Origin of the sequence: Modestobacter sp. NPDC049651 (genome assembly GCF_040659695.1) — a bacterium.
Taxonomy (GTDB): Bacteria; Actinomycetota; Actinomycetes; order Mycobacteriales; family Geodermatophilaceae; genus Modestobacter.
The window spans coordinates 1-14,750 of record NZ_JBFAOG010000017.1 but is presented as its reverse complement, the minus strand read 5'-3'; the positions used below and the strand labels follow the sequence as shown (position 1 = coordinate 14,750).

The following is a 14,750-nucleotide window of genomic DNA, read 5'->3' as shown; positions in this document are numbered from 1 at the left end:
GTCGGTCCTGGGCTGGCTGGGTGGGTCCGACCAGCCGGTGTCTCAGTCGGCCTCGTCCAGGGTGACGTCGACCTTCGTGGTGTCGTTGCCGCGGCGGACGGTGAGCGTGACCTTGTCGCCCGGGTCCTCGCTGCGGACGGCGGCGGTCAGCTCGGTCGAGGTGGTCACCTGCCGGTCGCCGACGGCGATGATCACGTCGCCGGGGCGCAGGCCGGCGTCGGCGGCCGGGCTGCCGTCGGTGACCTGGGCGATCGTGGCGCCGGTGCCCACCTCGGAGTTGCCGTTCGCGGTGGCCGTCTGCGCGCTGACCCCGAGCAGCGCGTGCGTCGCCTTGCCCGTGTCGACGATCTGCTGGGCGATCCGCTTGGCGGCGTTCGACGGGATGGCGAAGCCGACGCCGATGTTGCCGCTCTGCGCGTCCTGCCCGCCGGGGCTGCCGGAGGCGACGGTCGCGATCGCCGAGTTGATGCCGATGACCTCGCCGGCGCTGTTCACCAGCGGGCCACCGGAGTTGCCCGGGTTGATCGCGGCGTCGGTCTGGATGGCGTCGATGACCGTGCTGTCGTTCTGCGTCGAGCCGGTCTGCACCGCGCGGTTGGTCGCGCTGATGATGCCGTCGGTGACGGTGTTGGACAGCCCCAGCGGCGCGCCGATCGCCACCGCGGTGTCGCCGACCTGGACCTTCTCCGAGTCGGCGAACGTGGCCGGGGTGAGGTCGCGGGCGTCGGACAGCTTGATGACCGCGAGGTCCGACGTCGGGTCGGTGCCGACCACGGTGGCGTCGTAGAGGGTGCCGTCGGTGGTGCGCACCTGGACGGTGGCCTGGCTGGTGGCGCTGTCGAGGGTGACCACGTGGTTGTTGGTGAGCACGTAGCCGTCCTTGCTCAGCACGACGCCCGAGCCCGAGCCGCTGCCGCCGCTGGCCGTCACGTAGATCGTCACCACGCTCGGCGCCGCCTTGGCCGCGGCCGCGGTGGCGGTGGTGGCCGACTGCGGGTCCTTGATGACGACGTTCTGCGCCGACGTCGCGCCCGAGGCGACCACGGTGCCGTCGCCGTCCAGGCCGGCGACCGCCGCGCCCGCCCCGCCGCCGATCAGCGCACCGGCGACCAGGCCGGCGACGCCGATCCGCCAGCGGCCGGAGCGGCGGGCCTTGTCGGCCGGCTGCGCGGGCGCCTGGAACAGCGGCGGCACCTGGCCGGGCTGGCCGGGCTGGCCGGCCTGGCCCTGCGGCGTGCTCCAGCCGGCCGGCTGACCGGTCCAGCCCTGGTGCGGGGCGCCGTACCCGGCCGGCTGGTGCGGGGCGCCGTACGGGGGGACGCCGAAGCGCTCGGTCGGCTGGCGGCCGGTGTCCCCGGCGGGGTGCTGCCCGCCGGTCCAGCCCGGCTGCGCGGGGGTGCCGGCAGCCCAGCCCGGCTGGCCCCCGCCGGCCGGCGGCTGCTGCGGCGTCCCCGGGGTCCCGGGCGTGCCCGTGCTCCCCGTGCCGTTCTGCTCGGTCACTGGTCTTCCCTCCCACCCGCGGGGGCCCTCCCCGGCGCGTTGCCACCACTGTGCCCCGGTGGCCCAGCCGGACGCTGGTGGTGCGCTGTGAGTTCCCTGGACGCGCTGGGCGGCCCGCGCGGTGCGTCGGTCCGCGACGCGCCGGGCGGCGGTTGACCGGGAGCCGGACGGGGAAGGGCGGGGGCACGACCGCGGGGGCGCCCCCCGCCGTCGTCCTTCTGCACCCCCGTTCCAGCCTCGGAGGCCGCCGGTGTCGGCACGCGGTCCGCTCGCCCGGCTCTCGCTCGGGCTCCTGTTCCTCCTCGCCGGCGCGCTCGCCGTGGTCGGCGGGGTGGCGATCCGCGGAGCCGGGCTGGTGGCCGTGCTGCTGGCCGCCGTCGTCGCCGCCTGCGTGGCCGCCGGTGTCGCCCGGGAGTCGCACCCCGTGGCCGCCCGGCAGGCCGGGCTCGACGCCGCGTGGCGGGCGGTCGCCTGGACCGTCGGCGGGCTGCTGGTGGTCTGCGGGGCCGGTGCGCTGGCCGGGCCGGGCGCCGCGGCGCTCGCGGTGCTGCTGCTCCTCGGTGCGCTCACCGCCCGGCCGCTGCTGGCCCGCTCCCGCCGGGGCCCGACCGCCCCCGGGTCGCGGGTGGTGCCGTTCCCCGGGCCGGCGACCGGGCGCCCGACCGGTCCCGTGCCGGCTCACGGGTCCCGGCCGGCGGCGGGGCCTCTGGCGGCCGCCGGTGGTCCCGGCTGGGCCGCCGACCTCACCGTGGCCGAGCTCGGCCGGGCCTGGGTGCGCAGCTCCGCCGCGCTGGCGGCCACCCGTGACCCGGCCGCCCGCATCCGGCTGGTCGCCCGCCGGCAGCAGGCGCTCGACGAGCTCGAGCGCCGCGACCCGGAGGGGTTCGCCCGCTGGCTGGCCGCCGGCGCGACCATCGACAGCGACCCGTCCGGCTGGGTGTCGCCGCCGTCGTCCAGCGGGAGCGAGGCCGCCTGACCCGGCGGGTCAGTCGCGCAGCTCGAGCCCCGCGATCAGGGCGCTGAGGTCGACCGACGCCGGGTCGGGCAGCCGGTCGATCGCCAGCTGCATGGTCTCGACCGCCGCCGCGTCGAACCGGTCGGAGACCCCGGCGGTCTGCAGCGCAGCCTGGATCAGCCGGGCGTCCTTGGTGGCGCCGGTGAGCCCGAAGCTGACCGGGTGCTCGCCGCTGATCATGTTCTTCGCCTTCAGCTTGGCGTAGGGGGTGTCCATCGGGCCGCCGTCGACCGCGTCGAGGAACAGCTGCGGGTCCAGGCCCAGGCCGCGGGCCAGCGCCACCGACTGCGCCGTGCCCACGCTGATCGAGATCAGCCAGGCGTTGCACGCCATCTTCAGCCGGCTGCCCGCGCCGGTCTCCCCGGCCCAGACGGTCTTGCGGCCCAGCGCGTCGAGCACTGGGCCGAGCGCCTCGCGCTGCTCCTCCGGACCCGAGGCCAGCATCACCAGCTGGCCCTGCTCGGCCGGCTGCTTGGTGCCGAGCACCGGGCAGTCGACCAGCACCAGGTCCAGCTCGCGGGCCACCTCGGCGACCCGCTCGATCCCCTCGACGCCCACCGTCGAGCACTGCAGCCACACGGTGCCGGCCGGCACCTGGGCCTGGCGGACCACCTCGATCGCGGAGTCGGCGTCGAACAGCATGGTCAGGACGACGTCCGCGCCGGCCACCGCCTCGGCGGCGGACCCGAACGCCTCGGCACCGGTGCCGGTGAGCGCCCGGGCCTTGCTCGCGTCGCGGTTCCACATGCGCACGGGGAGGCCCTCCCGCCGCAGCGAGCGGACCATGCCCGCGCCCATCGTGCTTGTGCCGAGGACCGCCACCACCGGTTGTGTCATGAGCCGATCCTCCGTCGCGCGCCGCCGGTCGGCAGCCCGGGCCCGGGCCGGCCGGCCCGGTAGCCTGACCGCACCCGCCCCATTAGCTCAGTGGTAGAGCACCCGCCTTGTAAGCGGAAGGTCGTCCGTTCAATCCGGACATGGGGCTCGACGACGCGGAGTGGCACGGCAGGATGGCCGCCGTGCCCCGACCTGCGCTCCCGCCCGCGACCGCGGTGGCCCGGCGGGGCCTCTTCCTGCCGCCGTTCGACGCGCTGGCCGACCCGGTGCTGCTCGGCGACCTCGCGGTGGAGGCGGAGCAGGCGGGGTGGGACGGCGTCTTCCTCTGGGACCACCTGCTCTACAGCGAGCCGGTGCGCGAGATCGCCGATCCCTGGACCTGCCTCGCCGCGATCGCCGTCCGCACGTCCCGGCTGCTGCTCGGCCCGATGGTGACGCCGCTGACCCGGCGGCGCCCGCAGGTGCTGGCCCGGCAGGCGGTCACCCTCGACCGCCTCTCCGGCGGCCGGCTGGTGCTCGGCTTCGGGCTCGGGGACGACGGCGGGGTCGGCGAGCTGTCGCGGTTCGGCGAGGAGCTCGACGCCCGGGTGCGCGCCGCGCGGCTGGACGAGGGGCTGGAGCTGCTGCGGTCGCTGCTGGCCGGCGGCGACGTCGACCACGACGGCGAGCACTTCACCGCCCGCGACGTCCGCTTCCTGCCGACCGCCGCGCGGCCCGAGGGCATCCCGATCTGGATCGGCGGGCGCTGGCCGAACCGGGCACCGCTGCGCCGGGCCGCCCGGTACGACGGCGCCTTCGTCATCTCGGTGCCCGGGCCGGACGACCTGGCCGCGGTGCTGACCACCGTCGCCGGGTCGCGGCCGGACGGCGCGGCCGCGTTCGACCTCGTGGTCGAGCTGCCGCCGGGGGCCGACGCCGCCACGTGGGCGGCGGCCGGCGCGACGTGGGTGCTGACCCGGGTGGGGCCCTACGGTTTGGACCTCGCCGAGGTGCGGCGCGTCGTGCGGAACGGCCCGGGCTGACCGCGGGCATCCGGTCGCGGGGCGCGCCGGGCCGTGCCAGGGTCGAGGTGACCTTGAAACCGGCACGAGGAGGACCCGTTGAGCGACCACGTCTACCGGCTGAGCGAGATCGTCGGCAGCTCCACGACCAGCGTCGACGACGCCGTCCGCACCGCGGTCAAGAAGGCCTCGCAGACGGTGCGCAACATCGAGTGGTTCCAGACCTCGGAGATCCGCGGCCAGGTCGTCGACGGGGACGTCGCCTACTTCCAGGTCACCCTCAAGATCGGCTTCCGCGTCGACGACTGAGCGGTCAGGCCAGGACGACGTCCGAGCCGCGGACGGCGACCTGCACCGGGGCCAGCGGCTCCTCCGCCGGGCCGCGCAGGACCGCGCCCGTGCCCGGGTCGAACTCCGACCCGTGGCACGGGCAGCCCAGCGGCCCGTCGTCCGTGGCCCGCACCCGGCAGCCCTGGTGGGTGCAGGTGGCGTCGAAGGCGACCGCGGTGTCCTCCGTCGGCCGGCCCACCACCACCCGGCGGCCGTTCAGCGACACCTCGTAGGCGCCGCCCACCGGGACGTCGGCCAGGGCCACGACCCGGTCGCCGCGCCCGACACCGGTGAGCTCGGGCACCTGCTCCCCGGAGCACGCGGCGAGCGCCAGCAGCCCCGCGCCGGCACCCCCGGCGGCGAGCAGCGACCGGCGGGAGAAGCAGGGGTCCACGAGGAGCCATCCTGCCCGGCGGCCTAGTCGAAGCTGCCGGCCCCACCCGAGCGGTAGCGGGCGCGCCGCTCGATCCGCTCGCGCTCGGCCCGCTCCTCCCGCACCTGGGCGGTGGTGCCCGGCGGGTACCCGGCCTTCCGGGCGCGGTGCTCGGTGGTCTCGACCATGTAGGCGACCGAGTAGATCAGCCCGATGACGATGCCCCCGGCGGCCGCGGTGAGCCGGTAGACGAACTCGACGAACGGCACGACCAGCACCACGACGACGACCGGGGTCAGCTGGACGAGTGCCCGGGACAGGTGCCGCCACACCCAGGTGCGCCGGGTGGTGTCGGCGAGCACCCAGGGCGCCAGGCGCCGCGGCAGGCCGCCGCCGAAGGCGTACCAGACCCACTGGAGCGGGTTGGGACGGTCAGCCGGCACACCGAGAACGGTAGGCCTCCGCACAGGCCGGTGCCGGGGTCCGCCCGCTCACAGCCGGTTGGTCCAGGTGTGCGCGTTGGCCGCCTCCTCGTAGTCCAGCTCCTGCAGCACCCCGCGCACCACCTCGTCGTCCACCGTGCCCCGGTCGCGCTCCACCATCAGCGCCTCGCGCTGGGCGCGGACGACCTGCTGGCGGATGTGCCGGAAGCTCTCCGCGCGTCGCCGGCCGCGCTTGGCGTCCTCCTCCTGGTCGGCCCGGATCGCCTGGTGCATGGTGCGGGTGCGGGCCTGCAGCGGGCCGCGGATCCGCTGCTCCCACTGGTCGGCCCGCTCGTCGCCGACCTTGGGGCGGGCCTCGGCGATGAGCTCCTCGGTGCGGCGCAGCGCAGCGGCGGTGGCCCGCTCCTGCAGCCGGAGCTCGCCCTCGGCGTCCCGCTGCCACTGGTCCGGGTCGCGCACCCCGAGCCGGCGGATGAGCGTGGGCAGCGTCAGCCCCTGCAGCAGCAGGGTGCCGATGGTGACCGCGTAGGCGATCCACTGGACGACGCCCCGGTCGGTGAACGGCTCGCCGTCGATCTCCCGCGGCAGCGCGGCGGCCACCGCCAGCGTCACCACCCCGCGCATGCCGGTCCAGGAGATGACGACCTGGTACGTCCACGGCGGCCGGGCCGGCCGCACCCACCGGCGGCCGGGCACCGGCCGGGGCGCGCGCCGCAGCCCCTCCAGCCCGAAGACGAACAGCCCCCGGACGACGACCACCGTCACGAGCACCACCACCGCGGCGACCACCAGCTGCCCGTCGGACCGGTCGGACTCCTGCAGCTCGCCCACGACGTACCGCAGCTCCAGCCCGATCAGCCCGAACACCACCGCCTCGAGCAGCAGGTCCAGCGACGACCACAGCGGCCCCTCCTGCAGCCGCGAGGCGTAGCCGGCCTCGGGGGAGCGGTGCCCGAGGTAGAGCCCGGCGGCGACGACGGCGAGCACGTCGGAGCCCTCCAGCTCCTCGGCCAGCAGGTAGGCGGCGAACGGCACGATCAGCCCGAGCACCGACTCGACCACCGGGTCGTCCAGCCGCAGCCGGACGACGTGCACGACGACGCCGATCACCAGGCCGAGCCCGACGCCGACCCCCACCGCCAGCCCGAAGGTGCCGGCCGCCGACGTCCAGTCCAGCCCGAGCAGCCCGCCGCCGGCACCGAAGACCGCCGCGAGCGCGACCTTGTAGAAGGTCAGCGCAGCCGCGTCGTTGATCAGGCTTTCGCCGGACAGCACGGTCATCACCGGCCGGGGCAGCCCCAGCCGCCGGCCGATCGAGGCCGCGGAGACCGCGTCCGGCGGCGCCACGATCGCGCCGAGCACCAGGGCGACCGGCATGGGCAGGCCGGGCACCACCAGCCGCGCGACGAGCGCCACCACCACCGCGCTGACGAACACCAGGACCACGCCCAGCTGCACGATCGGGTGCAGCAGCGACCGGAAGCCGGCGTAGGAGACGCCCAGCGCCGCCGAGTACAGCAGCGGCGGGAGGACGACGGCCAGCAGCAGCTCGCCGTCCACCTCGAACTCGGGGACGCCCGGCAGGAAGCTGACGCCCAGGCCGACCACGACGAGCAGCAGCGGCGCCTGCCAGCCCAGCCGGCGGGCCACCGCGGTGATCGTGACGGCGGCGAGCACCAGCCCCAGCAGTCCTGCCCCGTGCATGCGTGTTCCTCCGTCGCGAGCCGTGTGGTGCCCATGTTTGCCGCCCGCGGCCGGTTGAGCAGAACGGGGCGGTCAGCGGGCCCGGCCGCGGCCGACGTGCGGGCGGCCGGGCACCCCGCTGGTGGTCCCGGTCGACGTCGCCGACGCCACCGCCGAGGAGCACGACCGGGTCACCGCCGTGACCCACCTCGAGTTCGTCAACGGCACCCGGACGGCGCTGGGCCGCCGCGGTCGCCCCCATCCACGCCCCCGAGCTGACGGCCGACGCGCTCGTGCACGCCAGCGAGCGCCCGCGCCGTGCCTGGTGGGTGGGCCTCCCCACCGTCTGCACCGTGCTCGGTGCCGGCCGACCCCGCAGTTCACGGACCGGTACCTGGCCCGCACCGGCAAGGACGGCCGGTTGACCGGGCAGGACGCGAGCCCGGGCGACCCGGTCGACCTGTTCGCGCCGACCGCGACGCCGGCGCCGACGGCCGGTTCAGCGACCAGCAGTGGACCCGCGACCCGCAGATTCGGGCCAGCCGGCACCACGGCGTGCTGGCCGCGGCGGGCGCCGTCGGGCTCGCCGGGCCGGCCGTGCTGCGCGGCCGCCGCCGCTGGGCCCGGGGCCGTCGGGCAGGGCGTCGCTGGGTACCGTGCCCGGCGTGGACGAACGCCGGGCCGGAGTCGCGGCCGGGCTGTCGGCCTACGTCATGTGGGGCGTCTTCCCGCTCTACTTCCCGCTGCTGGAGCCCGCCGGCGGGCTGGAGATCGTCGCCCACCGGGTGGCCTGGTCGCTGCTGTTCATCGCCGCGCTGCTGTCGGTCCGCCGGGGGTGGGGGCAGGTGCGGGCGGTGCTCCGCGACGGGCGGTCGATGCTGGTGCTGGCGGCCGCCGCGGTGCTCATCGCGGTCAACTGGTCGGTGTACGTCATCGCCGTCAACTCCGGCCACGTCGTCGAGGCCTCGCTCGGGTACTTCATCAACCCGCTGGTCAGCGTGGTGCTCGGCGTCGCGGTGTTCCGCGAGCGGCTGCGGGTGCTGCAGTGGGTGGCCGTGGGCGTCGCCGCGGTCGCGGTCGTCGTCCTCACCGTCGACTACGGGCACCCGCCGTGGATCGCGCTGTCGCTGGCGGCGAGCTTCGGCCTGTACGGGCTGATGAAGAAGCTGGTGCGGGTCGAGGCGGCGCCGGGCCTGTTCGTCGAGACGGCGGTCGTCGTCGTCCCGGCGGTGGTGTTCCTGGCCGTGCTCGAGGCCCGCGGCACCGGGCACTTCGGGCACGCCGGGGCCGGCAACGCCCTGCTGCTGGTCAGCTCCGGCGTGGCCACCGCCGTCCCGCTGCTGATGTTCGCCGCGGCCACCCGCCGGGTGCCGCTGTCGACCATCGGGCTGCTGCAGTACGTCACCCCGCTGCTGCAGCTGGCGGTGGGCGTGTTCGTCCGGCACGAGCCGATGCCCGCCGCCCGGGTCGCCGGGTTCGCGATCGTGTGGCTGGCCCTGGCGGTCTTCACCGTCGACAGCCTGCGGCAGGCGCGCACCACCCGTCGCGCCGCCGCCCTGGTCGCCGCCACGCCCTGAACCGGCCCCGCGCGGACCGCCGACGCGCCCCGGGAGTCCCACCGCGGCCCGGCCCGCGGGACTACCGTCGGGGCTGGAACGCCGGGCACTGCGCCCGGTCGCCGCAGCGAGCACGGAGGCGTCGCCATGAGCACCGACCCGGACGCTGCCACCCCCGGCGCCGAGGGCAGTGCGGCGCCCGGGGCGGATGGGACGGCTGTGACGCCCGAGGTGTCCGTTGCCGATGAGCCGCACGAGGCGCAGGAGGCGGCCGGCGGTGTGACGCTGGGCGCCCGCGACCGCGACGTGCTGGCGTTCGAGCGGCAGTGGTGGCGGTACGGCGGGGCCAAGGAGGAGGCCATCCGGGAGCGGTTCGGCCTGTCCGCGACCAGGTACTACCAGGTCCTCAACGCGGTGATCGACCGTCCGGAGGCGCTCGCCACCGACCCGCTGCTGGTCCGCCGGTTGCGCCGGGTGCGTTCGGCGCGCCAGCGGCAGCGTTCCGGTCGGGTGCTGGGCAGCGAGGGTCGGCGCAGCTAGCCTCGTCACCGTGGGGAGGCATGCGCAGCCGGGCAGTGACGGCCACGTGTCCCAGGACGGTGGGACCTCGGGTCGCCGTCCGGGAACGTCGTCGGTCGCGCCCTGGGAGGACCGTCGTCCGGTGTCGCGGTACGCGGACGAGGTGGGTCCGAACTCCGGCACCATGCCCGGCCCCGGCCGCACCGACCTGCGCCGCGAGGACGTGACGCCCGACGCCGACCCGGCCCGCCGCCGTCCGCCCGCGCGCCCGGCCGCCGCCCCGTCGCCCTCGCCGTCCTCCTCCCTGCCCCCGGCGGGCGGTCGTCGCCGCGCCGACCAGGACGCCGCGCGCGCTGAGCAGCCCCGCGACCGTGAGCCCTGGGAGACCGGCGCCCGCCGCCCGGCCGCCCCGGCTCCCGCACCGGCCACCCCCGCGGCCGCCGGCCGGCCCGCGGTGCCCGCCCCCACGCGCCGGCCGGCCCGTCCGCAGCCCGCGGCCCGCCCCGTCGACGACACCGGCAGCTCGATGCCGCGCACCGGCCACGTGCCCGCCGGCTGGACCCCGTCCGCCGCCGCCTCGGCGCCGGCGCGGGAGGTCCCGCCGCTGTCCGGCCCGCCGTCGGAGGTCAAGGCCGTCGAGGTGCCCGCCCCCGACGTCAAGGCCGAGGACCTGGCGCTGCAGATGCACCACGAGCTCGCCCGCGAGCTGGCCCGGGAGGCCGCCGTCCAGGGCCGCACCCCGGCGGCGGAGAAGCCGGCCGCCGGACGGCGCCCCGCCACCACCCCGCCGCTGCCGCCCCTGCCGGGTGCCGCACCCGCCGAGGCCCCCGCGGCCGACGGCCCGGCCACCGACGAGCACGCGCCGGCCCGCCCCGCCGCCGAGGAGACCCGCGCCCCCGCCGGCTCCACCCGCGCGGCGCTGCGCGCCGAGCGGGAGGCCGCCGAGGCCGCCCGCCGGAAGTCCGGCAAGAAGGGCCCCGCCGGGCCGGCCGGCACCGCGCCGGGCGCCACCGCCGCCGGCGCCCGCGGTCCCCGCCGCGCCGTCCAGCTGGTGCTCGCCATGGTCGTCGTCGCGCTGGTCGTGCTCGGCGTCTGGTCGTTCACCTCGCAGGGCACCGAGACCGCCTCGGCGAAGTCGGGCACCACCTCCTCGGCGGCCCCCGCGCCGTCGTCGTCCGCCGCGCCGGAGACCGCGCAGGCCCCCGCGCCGGTGGAGGACGCCGCGCCGGAGACCCCCGCCGCACCGGTGCGCGCGCCGATCACCGTGCTCAACAGCACCCGCATCGCGGGCCTGGCCAAGAAGCTCGGCGACCAGTTCAGCGGCGCCGGCTGGCAGCTCAACGACTCGGGCAACTACAAGGGCACCGACATCGCCGTCACCACCGTCTACTACAAGGACGGCGACGTGGTGCAGCAGCAGGCGGCCGCGCAGCTGGTCGCCGAGTTCCCCGACGTGAAGGGCCCCGCGCCCCGGTTCTTCGAGGTGCCGGGCGCGGCCGACCCGGGCCTGGTCGTCGTCGCCACCGGAGACTGGAAGCCCTGACCCGCGCGAGCGGGAACGGGAGCGCCCGCCCGACCGTTGCGGCCAGCGTGCGCCCCGCCCCCGGGTCGGCACGTCCCCGCGTGCGCCCCGGCGCCCGGGCGGCGCTGGCCCTCCTGCTCAGCCTCCTGACCACCACCGGCCTGGTCGCCGCGGGCGCCGGCCGCCCGGCCGCCGCGGCCGACGTCGACGTCCGGGTCACTGCGGAGACGGTGCCCGTCGGCTCCGGGGCGGACGCCGCCGAGCTGGACACCAGCCTCTACGTCCCCTCCACCGCGACCAGCGGCTCCCCGGCGCCGGCGGTGCTGCTCGCCCACGGGTTCGGGGGCAGCAAGGACTCCGTCGCCGCCGACGCCCGCGACCTCGCCCGCCGCGGTTACGTGGTGCAGACCTGGTCGGCCCGCGGCTTCGGCCGCAGCACCGGGCAGATCGGCCTGGACGACCCGCGGTTCGAGGTCGCCGACGCCTCCGTGCTCATCGACCGCCTCGGGCAGCGGGACGACGTCCGGCAGGACGGGTCCGGCGACCCGCGGGTCGGGATCGCCGGCGCCTCCTACGGCGGCGCGCTCGCGCTGCTGGCGGCCGGCACCGACGACCGGGTCGACGCGATCGTCCCGCAGATCACGTGGCACTCGCTGACCAGCGCGTTCTTCCCCGACCAGGCCGGGGACGCCGGTGCGGGCACCGTTGCCGCGACCCCGGCCACCGAGGGCGCCGGGGTGTTCAAGCGGCTGTGGGCCGGGCTGTTCTTCGGCAGCGGTGCGGCTCCCGCCGCCGACGGGGCGCTGGGTGCGCTGACCGGCGGGGGCGCCGCGCCGGCCGCGGCCGCCGACCTCGGCGCCGAGCAGCTGACCTGCGGCCGCTTCCGGCCCGACGTCTGCGCCGCCTACCAGTCGGCCGCCAGCACCGGCACGCTCACGCCCGAGGTCGCCGCCGTGCTCGACCGCAGCAGCCCGGCCGCGGTGCTCGGCCGGATCACCGCCCCGACCCTGCTGGTGCAGGGCACCCGGGACTCGCTGTTCGGCCTCGGGCAGGCCGACGCCAACGCCCGCGGGATCGCCGCGGCGGGCACGCCCGTCTCGGTGGCCTGGTACGACGGCGGTCACGACCAGCCGGCGTCCGACCGGGTCACCGACCAGCTCCGGGACGACGTGGCCGGCTGGTTCGACGCCCACCTGCGCGGGCGGGACGCCGCCGCCCCGCCCGGCTTCCGCTTCCCGGTCCCGGCCGGGGTGACCGCCGGCACCGGGACCGTGCAGGGCGGCACCCGCACCGAGTCGACCGCCCGCTACCCGGGGCTGGACGGCGACGACCCGGCCCGCCGCCGCGCGGTGCCGCTGACCGGCCCGGTGCAGCCGGTGGTCACCCCGGCCGGCGGCAGCCCCGCCGCGCTGACCACCATCCCGGGGCTCGGCGCGGTGAGCGCCGCGCTCGCCGGGAGCACCGTCGAGGTGCCCGGCCAGTCGGCGGTGTTCGCCAGCGACGCGCTCGACGCCGCCGTCGAGGTGGTCGGCGCGCCCACGGTGTCCCTCGCCGTCTCCTCGCCGACCGGCGCGGCCACCCTGTTCGCCAAGCTCTACGACGTCACCTCCGGCAGCAGCCGCACGCTGCCCGCCGGCCTGGTCGCCCCGCTCGCGCTCACCGGGCTGTCGACCGACCCGGCCGCGCCGACCGTCGTGCCGGTGACGCTGCCGGCGATCGACCACCGGTTCGAGGCCGGCCACCGGCTGCAGGTCGTCGTCTCCACCACCGACCAGGGCTACGCGCTGCCCAGCACCACCTCGGTGACCACCGTCGGCCTCGCGTCCGGCACCGAGCTGAGCGCGCCCACGGTGAGCGGCTCGGTGTCGGCGACCGGCGGGTCCGCCCGCTGGTGGGTGCTGCTCGCCGTCGTGGTGGCGCTCGGGCTCCTCGGCCGGCTGGCCGCCGTGCTGCTCGGCCGGCGCCGCCGCCGCACCGAGCCGACCGCACCGGACGGCGAGGACGTGCCGCTGCGGTTCGAGGGAGTCACCAAGGCCTACAAGGACGGGTTCGTCGCCGTCCGCGACCTGTCGTTCGAGGTGCGTCGTGGCCAGGTGCTCGGCCTGCTCGGGCCCAACGGCGCGGGCAAGACGACGTCGCTGCGGATGCTCATGGGGCTCATCCGGCCCGACGAGGGGCGGATCGAGGTGTTCGGCCACCCCGCGGGCCCCGGCGCCCCGGTGCTGTCCCGGCTGGGCTCGTTCGTCGAGGGCACCGGCCTGCAGCCGCACCTGACCGGCCGGGACAACCTGACGCTGTACTGGGCCGCCACCGGCCGGCCGCTGGCCGATGCGCACCTGGACGAGGCGATCGAGGTCGCCGGCCTCGGCGCGGCACTCGACCGGCCGGTCCGCCGCTACAGCCAGGGCATGCGCCAGCGGGTCGCGATCGCCCAGGCGATGCTCGGCCTGCCCGACCTGCTGGTGCTCGACGAGCCGACCAACGGGCTGGACCCGCCGCAGATCCACGCGATGCGGGAGGTGCTGCGCTCCTACGCCGAGACCGGCCGCACGGTGATCGTGTCCAGCCACCTGCTGGCCGAGATCGAGCAGGTCTGCACGCACGTGGTGGTCATGGCCAAGGGCGCGAAGATCGCCCAGGGCACGGTCGAGGAGATCGTCGGCACCGGCGGCGCGGTGCTGGTCGGGCTCGCCGACGACGCCGACACCGACCGCGCCGCGGCGCTGCTGGCCGGGCTGCCCGGCGCCGGTGAGGTGCAGCGCACCGACGAGGGGCTGGTGGTCGACCTCGGGCCGACCAGCCGGGCCGCCGCCGTCGCCGCGCTGGTGGGCGCCGGCATCGGCGTCGACCGGATCACGCCGCGCCGCCGCCTGGAGGACGCGTTCCTGTCGCTGGTGGGGGAGAGCTCGTGAAGGTGACGCCTGAGGGAGCATCGCAGGGAGCGCCAGCGACCGAGGAGCGGATCGAGGGCGGAACCGGACAGTCGACACCGCTGACGACGACGACCGGTGCCGCCGCCGGCTACCGCCCCGAGCGCACCCTGCGCCTGGGCGTGGAGCTGCGCCGGCAGTTCAAGCGGCGGCGGACCCTCGGCGTGCTCGCGCTGATGGTGGCGCTGCCGCTGGTGCTCATCGCCGCGCTGCAGCTGGGCGGGGCCGACGACGCGTCGGAGAACAGCCGGGTCAACCTGGTCGACGTCGCGACGGCGAGCGGGCTGAACTTCACGCTGTTCGTGCTGTTCGCGACCACCGGGTTCTTCCTGGTCGTGGTGTTCGCGCTGTTCTTCGGCGACACGGTGGCCAGCGAGGCGTCGTGGGGGTCGCTGCGCTACGCGCTGGCCACCCCGGTGCCCCGGGCCCGGCTGCTGCGGCAGAAGTGGGCCGCGGCGCTGGCGCTCTCGCTGGGCTCGATGGTGGTGCTGGTCGCGGTCGCGCTGGTCGCCGGCGGCGTCGCGTTCGGGTTCGGCGACGTGCGCACCCCGCTGGGCATCGCCCTGGACCAGGGGGCGGCGCTGGTGCGGCTGGCCGGGATGGTCGGCTACCTCGCCGTCCACCTGCTGGTCGTCGGCACGCTGGCGTTCTGGCTGTCGACGGTCACCGACGCGCCGCTGGCCGCGGTCGGCGGCTCGGTGTTCACCACGATCGTGTTCGCCGTCCTCGAGCAGGTCGAGCAGCTCGGCGGCATCCGCGACTGGTTCCCGACGGCGTTCCAGTACACCTGGACCGACCTGCTGGAGACGCCGGTCGACTCCGGCGACCTGTTCCGCGGCGTGGTGCAGGCGCTCGTCTGGTCCGCGGTGTTCACCGCACTGGCCTTCCGCCACTTCGCCCGCAAGGACGTCACCAGCTGAGCGGAGTGGATCCGTCGCGGTCACCGCGACGGAGTTCGACGTGTCGACGACGCAGCGGGCCTGGATGGCCTGGTGGATCGAGATGGGTCGCTTCTGCTACCCGAGCGCCGAGGTCATCACG

At 76.8% G+C, this 14,750-nt stretch carries 13 protein-coding genes and 1 tRNA gene; 9 read left to right on the top strand and 5 right to left on the bottom strand.

What is annotated here, in order from left to right:
• Window positions 1-42: 42 nt before the first annotated feature.
• Window positions 43-1,500, bottom strand: a complete 1,458-nt coding sequence (locus tag AB0J00_RS18650; RefSeq protein ID WP_357747601.1) for a trypsin-like peptidase domain-containing protein — start codon at window positions 1,498-1,500, stop codon at window positions 43-45.
• A 250-nt stretch (window positions 1,501-1,750) separates the two neighbouring features.
• Here AB0J00_RS18650 and AB0J00_RS18645 point away from each other — a divergent pair, with 250 nt between their 5' ends.
• A complete protein-coding gene (locus tag AB0J00_RS18645; RefSeq protein WP_357747598.1) occupies window positions 1,751-2,476 on the top strand; it encodes a hypothetical protein in 726 nt (241 codons plus the stop codon).
• Window positions 2,477-2,485: 9 nt separating this feature from the next.
• Here AB0J00_RS18645 and AB0J00_RS18640 read toward each other — a convergent pair whose 3' ends face one another.
• Window positions 2,486-3,352, bottom strand: coding sequence for an NAD(P)-dependent oxidoreductase (locus tag AB0J00_RS18640; RefSeq protein WP_357747595.1), 867 nt, complete (start codon window positions 3,350-3,352; stop codon window positions 2,486-2,488).
• 76 nt (window positions 3,353-3,428) lie between these two features.
• Here AB0J00_RS18640 and AB0J00_RS18635 point away from each other — a divergent pair.
• The 3 genes from AB0J00_RS18635 to AB0J00_RS18625 all read left to right on the top strand — a co-directional run bounded on the left by AB0J00_RS18635 (window position 3,429) and on the right by AB0J00_RS18625 (window position 4,662).
• Window positions 3,429-3,500: transfer RNA gene (locus AB0J00_RS18635), tRNA-Thr, on the top strand.
• Window positions 3,493-4,374, top strand: a complete 882-nt coding sequence (locus AB0J00_RS18630; RefSeq protein ID WP_357747592.1) for an LLM class flavin-dependent oxidoreductase — start codon at window positions 3,493-3,495, stop codon at window positions 4,372-4,374. The genes AB0J00_RS18635 and AB0J00_RS18630 overlap by 8 nt, the downstream gene beginning before the upstream one ends.
• 78 nt (window positions 4,375-4,452) lie before the next feature.
• Window positions 4,453-4,662: a dodecin gene (locus tag AB0J00_RS18625; RefSeq protein ID WP_357747591.1), complete on the top strand. Its 210-nt coding sequence runs from the start codon at window positions 4,453-4,455 to the stop codon at window positions 4,660-4,662.
• A 4-nt stretch (window positions 4,663-4,666) separates the two neighbouring features.
• On the opposite strand, the gene AB0J00_RS18620 is transcribed toward AB0J00_RS18625, so the two are convergent.
• Genes AB0J00_RS18620 through AB0J00_RS18610 form a run of 3 tightly spaced genes read right to left on the bottom strand, consistent with a single transcriptional unit; the run spans window position 4,667 to window position 7,203 of the window.
• Window positions 4,667-5,077, bottom strand: a complete 411-nt coding sequence (locus AB0J00_RS18620) for a Rieske (2Fe-2S) protein (RefSeq protein WP_357747588.1) — start codon at window positions 5,075-5,077, stop codon at window positions 4,667-4,669.
• A gap of 23 nt (window positions 5,078-5,100) precedes the next feature.
• Complete coding sequence (locus AB0J00_RS18615) at window positions 5,101-5,499, bottom strand: DUF5313 family protein (protein WP_357747586.1); 399 nt, start codon at window positions 5,497-5,499, stop codon at window positions 5,101-5,103.
• A 48-nt stretch (window positions 5,500-5,547) separates the two neighbouring features.
• Window positions 5,548-7,203 carry a Na+/H+ antiporter gene (locus AB0J00_RS18610; protein ID WP_357747583.1) on the bottom strand — a complete coding sequence of 552 codons (1,656 nt, stop codon included), beginning with the start codon at window positions 7,201-7,203 and terminating at the stop codon, window positions 5,548-5,550.
• A 644-nt stretch (window positions 7,204-7,847) separates the two neighbouring features.
• Here AB0J00_RS18610 and rarD point away from each other — a divergent pair.
• From rarD to AB0J00_RS18585, 5 genes are all read left to right on the top strand, one after another.
• Window positions 7,848-8,759, top strand: coding sequence for an EamA family transporter RarD (rarD, locus tag AB0J00_RS18605; RefSeq protein WP_357747580.1), 912 nt, complete (start codon window positions 7,848-7,850; stop codon window positions 8,757-8,759).
• A gap of 126 nt (window positions 8,760-8,885) precedes the next feature.
• The gene (locus tag AB0J00_RS18600; RefSeq protein ID WP_357747578.1) at window positions 8,886-9,278 is read left to right on the top strand and encodes a DUF3263 domain-containing protein; all 393 of its coding nucleotides are present in this window, start codon (window positions 8,886-8,888) and stop codon (window positions 9,276-9,278) included.
• A 121-nt stretch (window positions 9,279-9,399) separates the two neighbouring features.
• Window positions 9,400-10,800 carry a LytR C-terminal domain-containing protein gene (locus AB0J00_RS18595; protein ID WP_357747576.1) on the top strand — a complete coding sequence of 467 codons (1,401 nt, stop codon included), beginning with the start codon at window positions 9,400-9,402 and terminating at the stop codon, window positions 10,798-10,800.
• An 80-nt stretch (window positions 10,801-10,880) separates the two neighbouring features.
• Window positions 10,881-13,691 carry an alpha/beta fold hydrolase gene (locus AB0J00_RS18590; protein ID WP_357747573.1) on the top strand — a complete coding sequence of 937 codons (2,811 nt, stop codon included), beginning with the start codon at window positions 10,881-10,883 and terminating at the stop codon, window positions 13,689-13,691.
• Window positions 13,688-14,629 carry an ABC transporter permease subunit gene (locus AB0J00_RS18585; RefSeq protein WP_357747570.1) on the top strand — a complete coding sequence of 314 codons (942 nt, stop codon included), beginning with the start codon at window positions 13,688-13,690 and terminating at the stop codon, window positions 14,627-14,629. The genes AB0J00_RS18590 and AB0J00_RS18585 overlap by 4 nt, the downstream gene beginning before the upstream one ends.
• The last annotated feature ends 121 nt before the right edge of the window (window positions 14,630-14,750 follow it).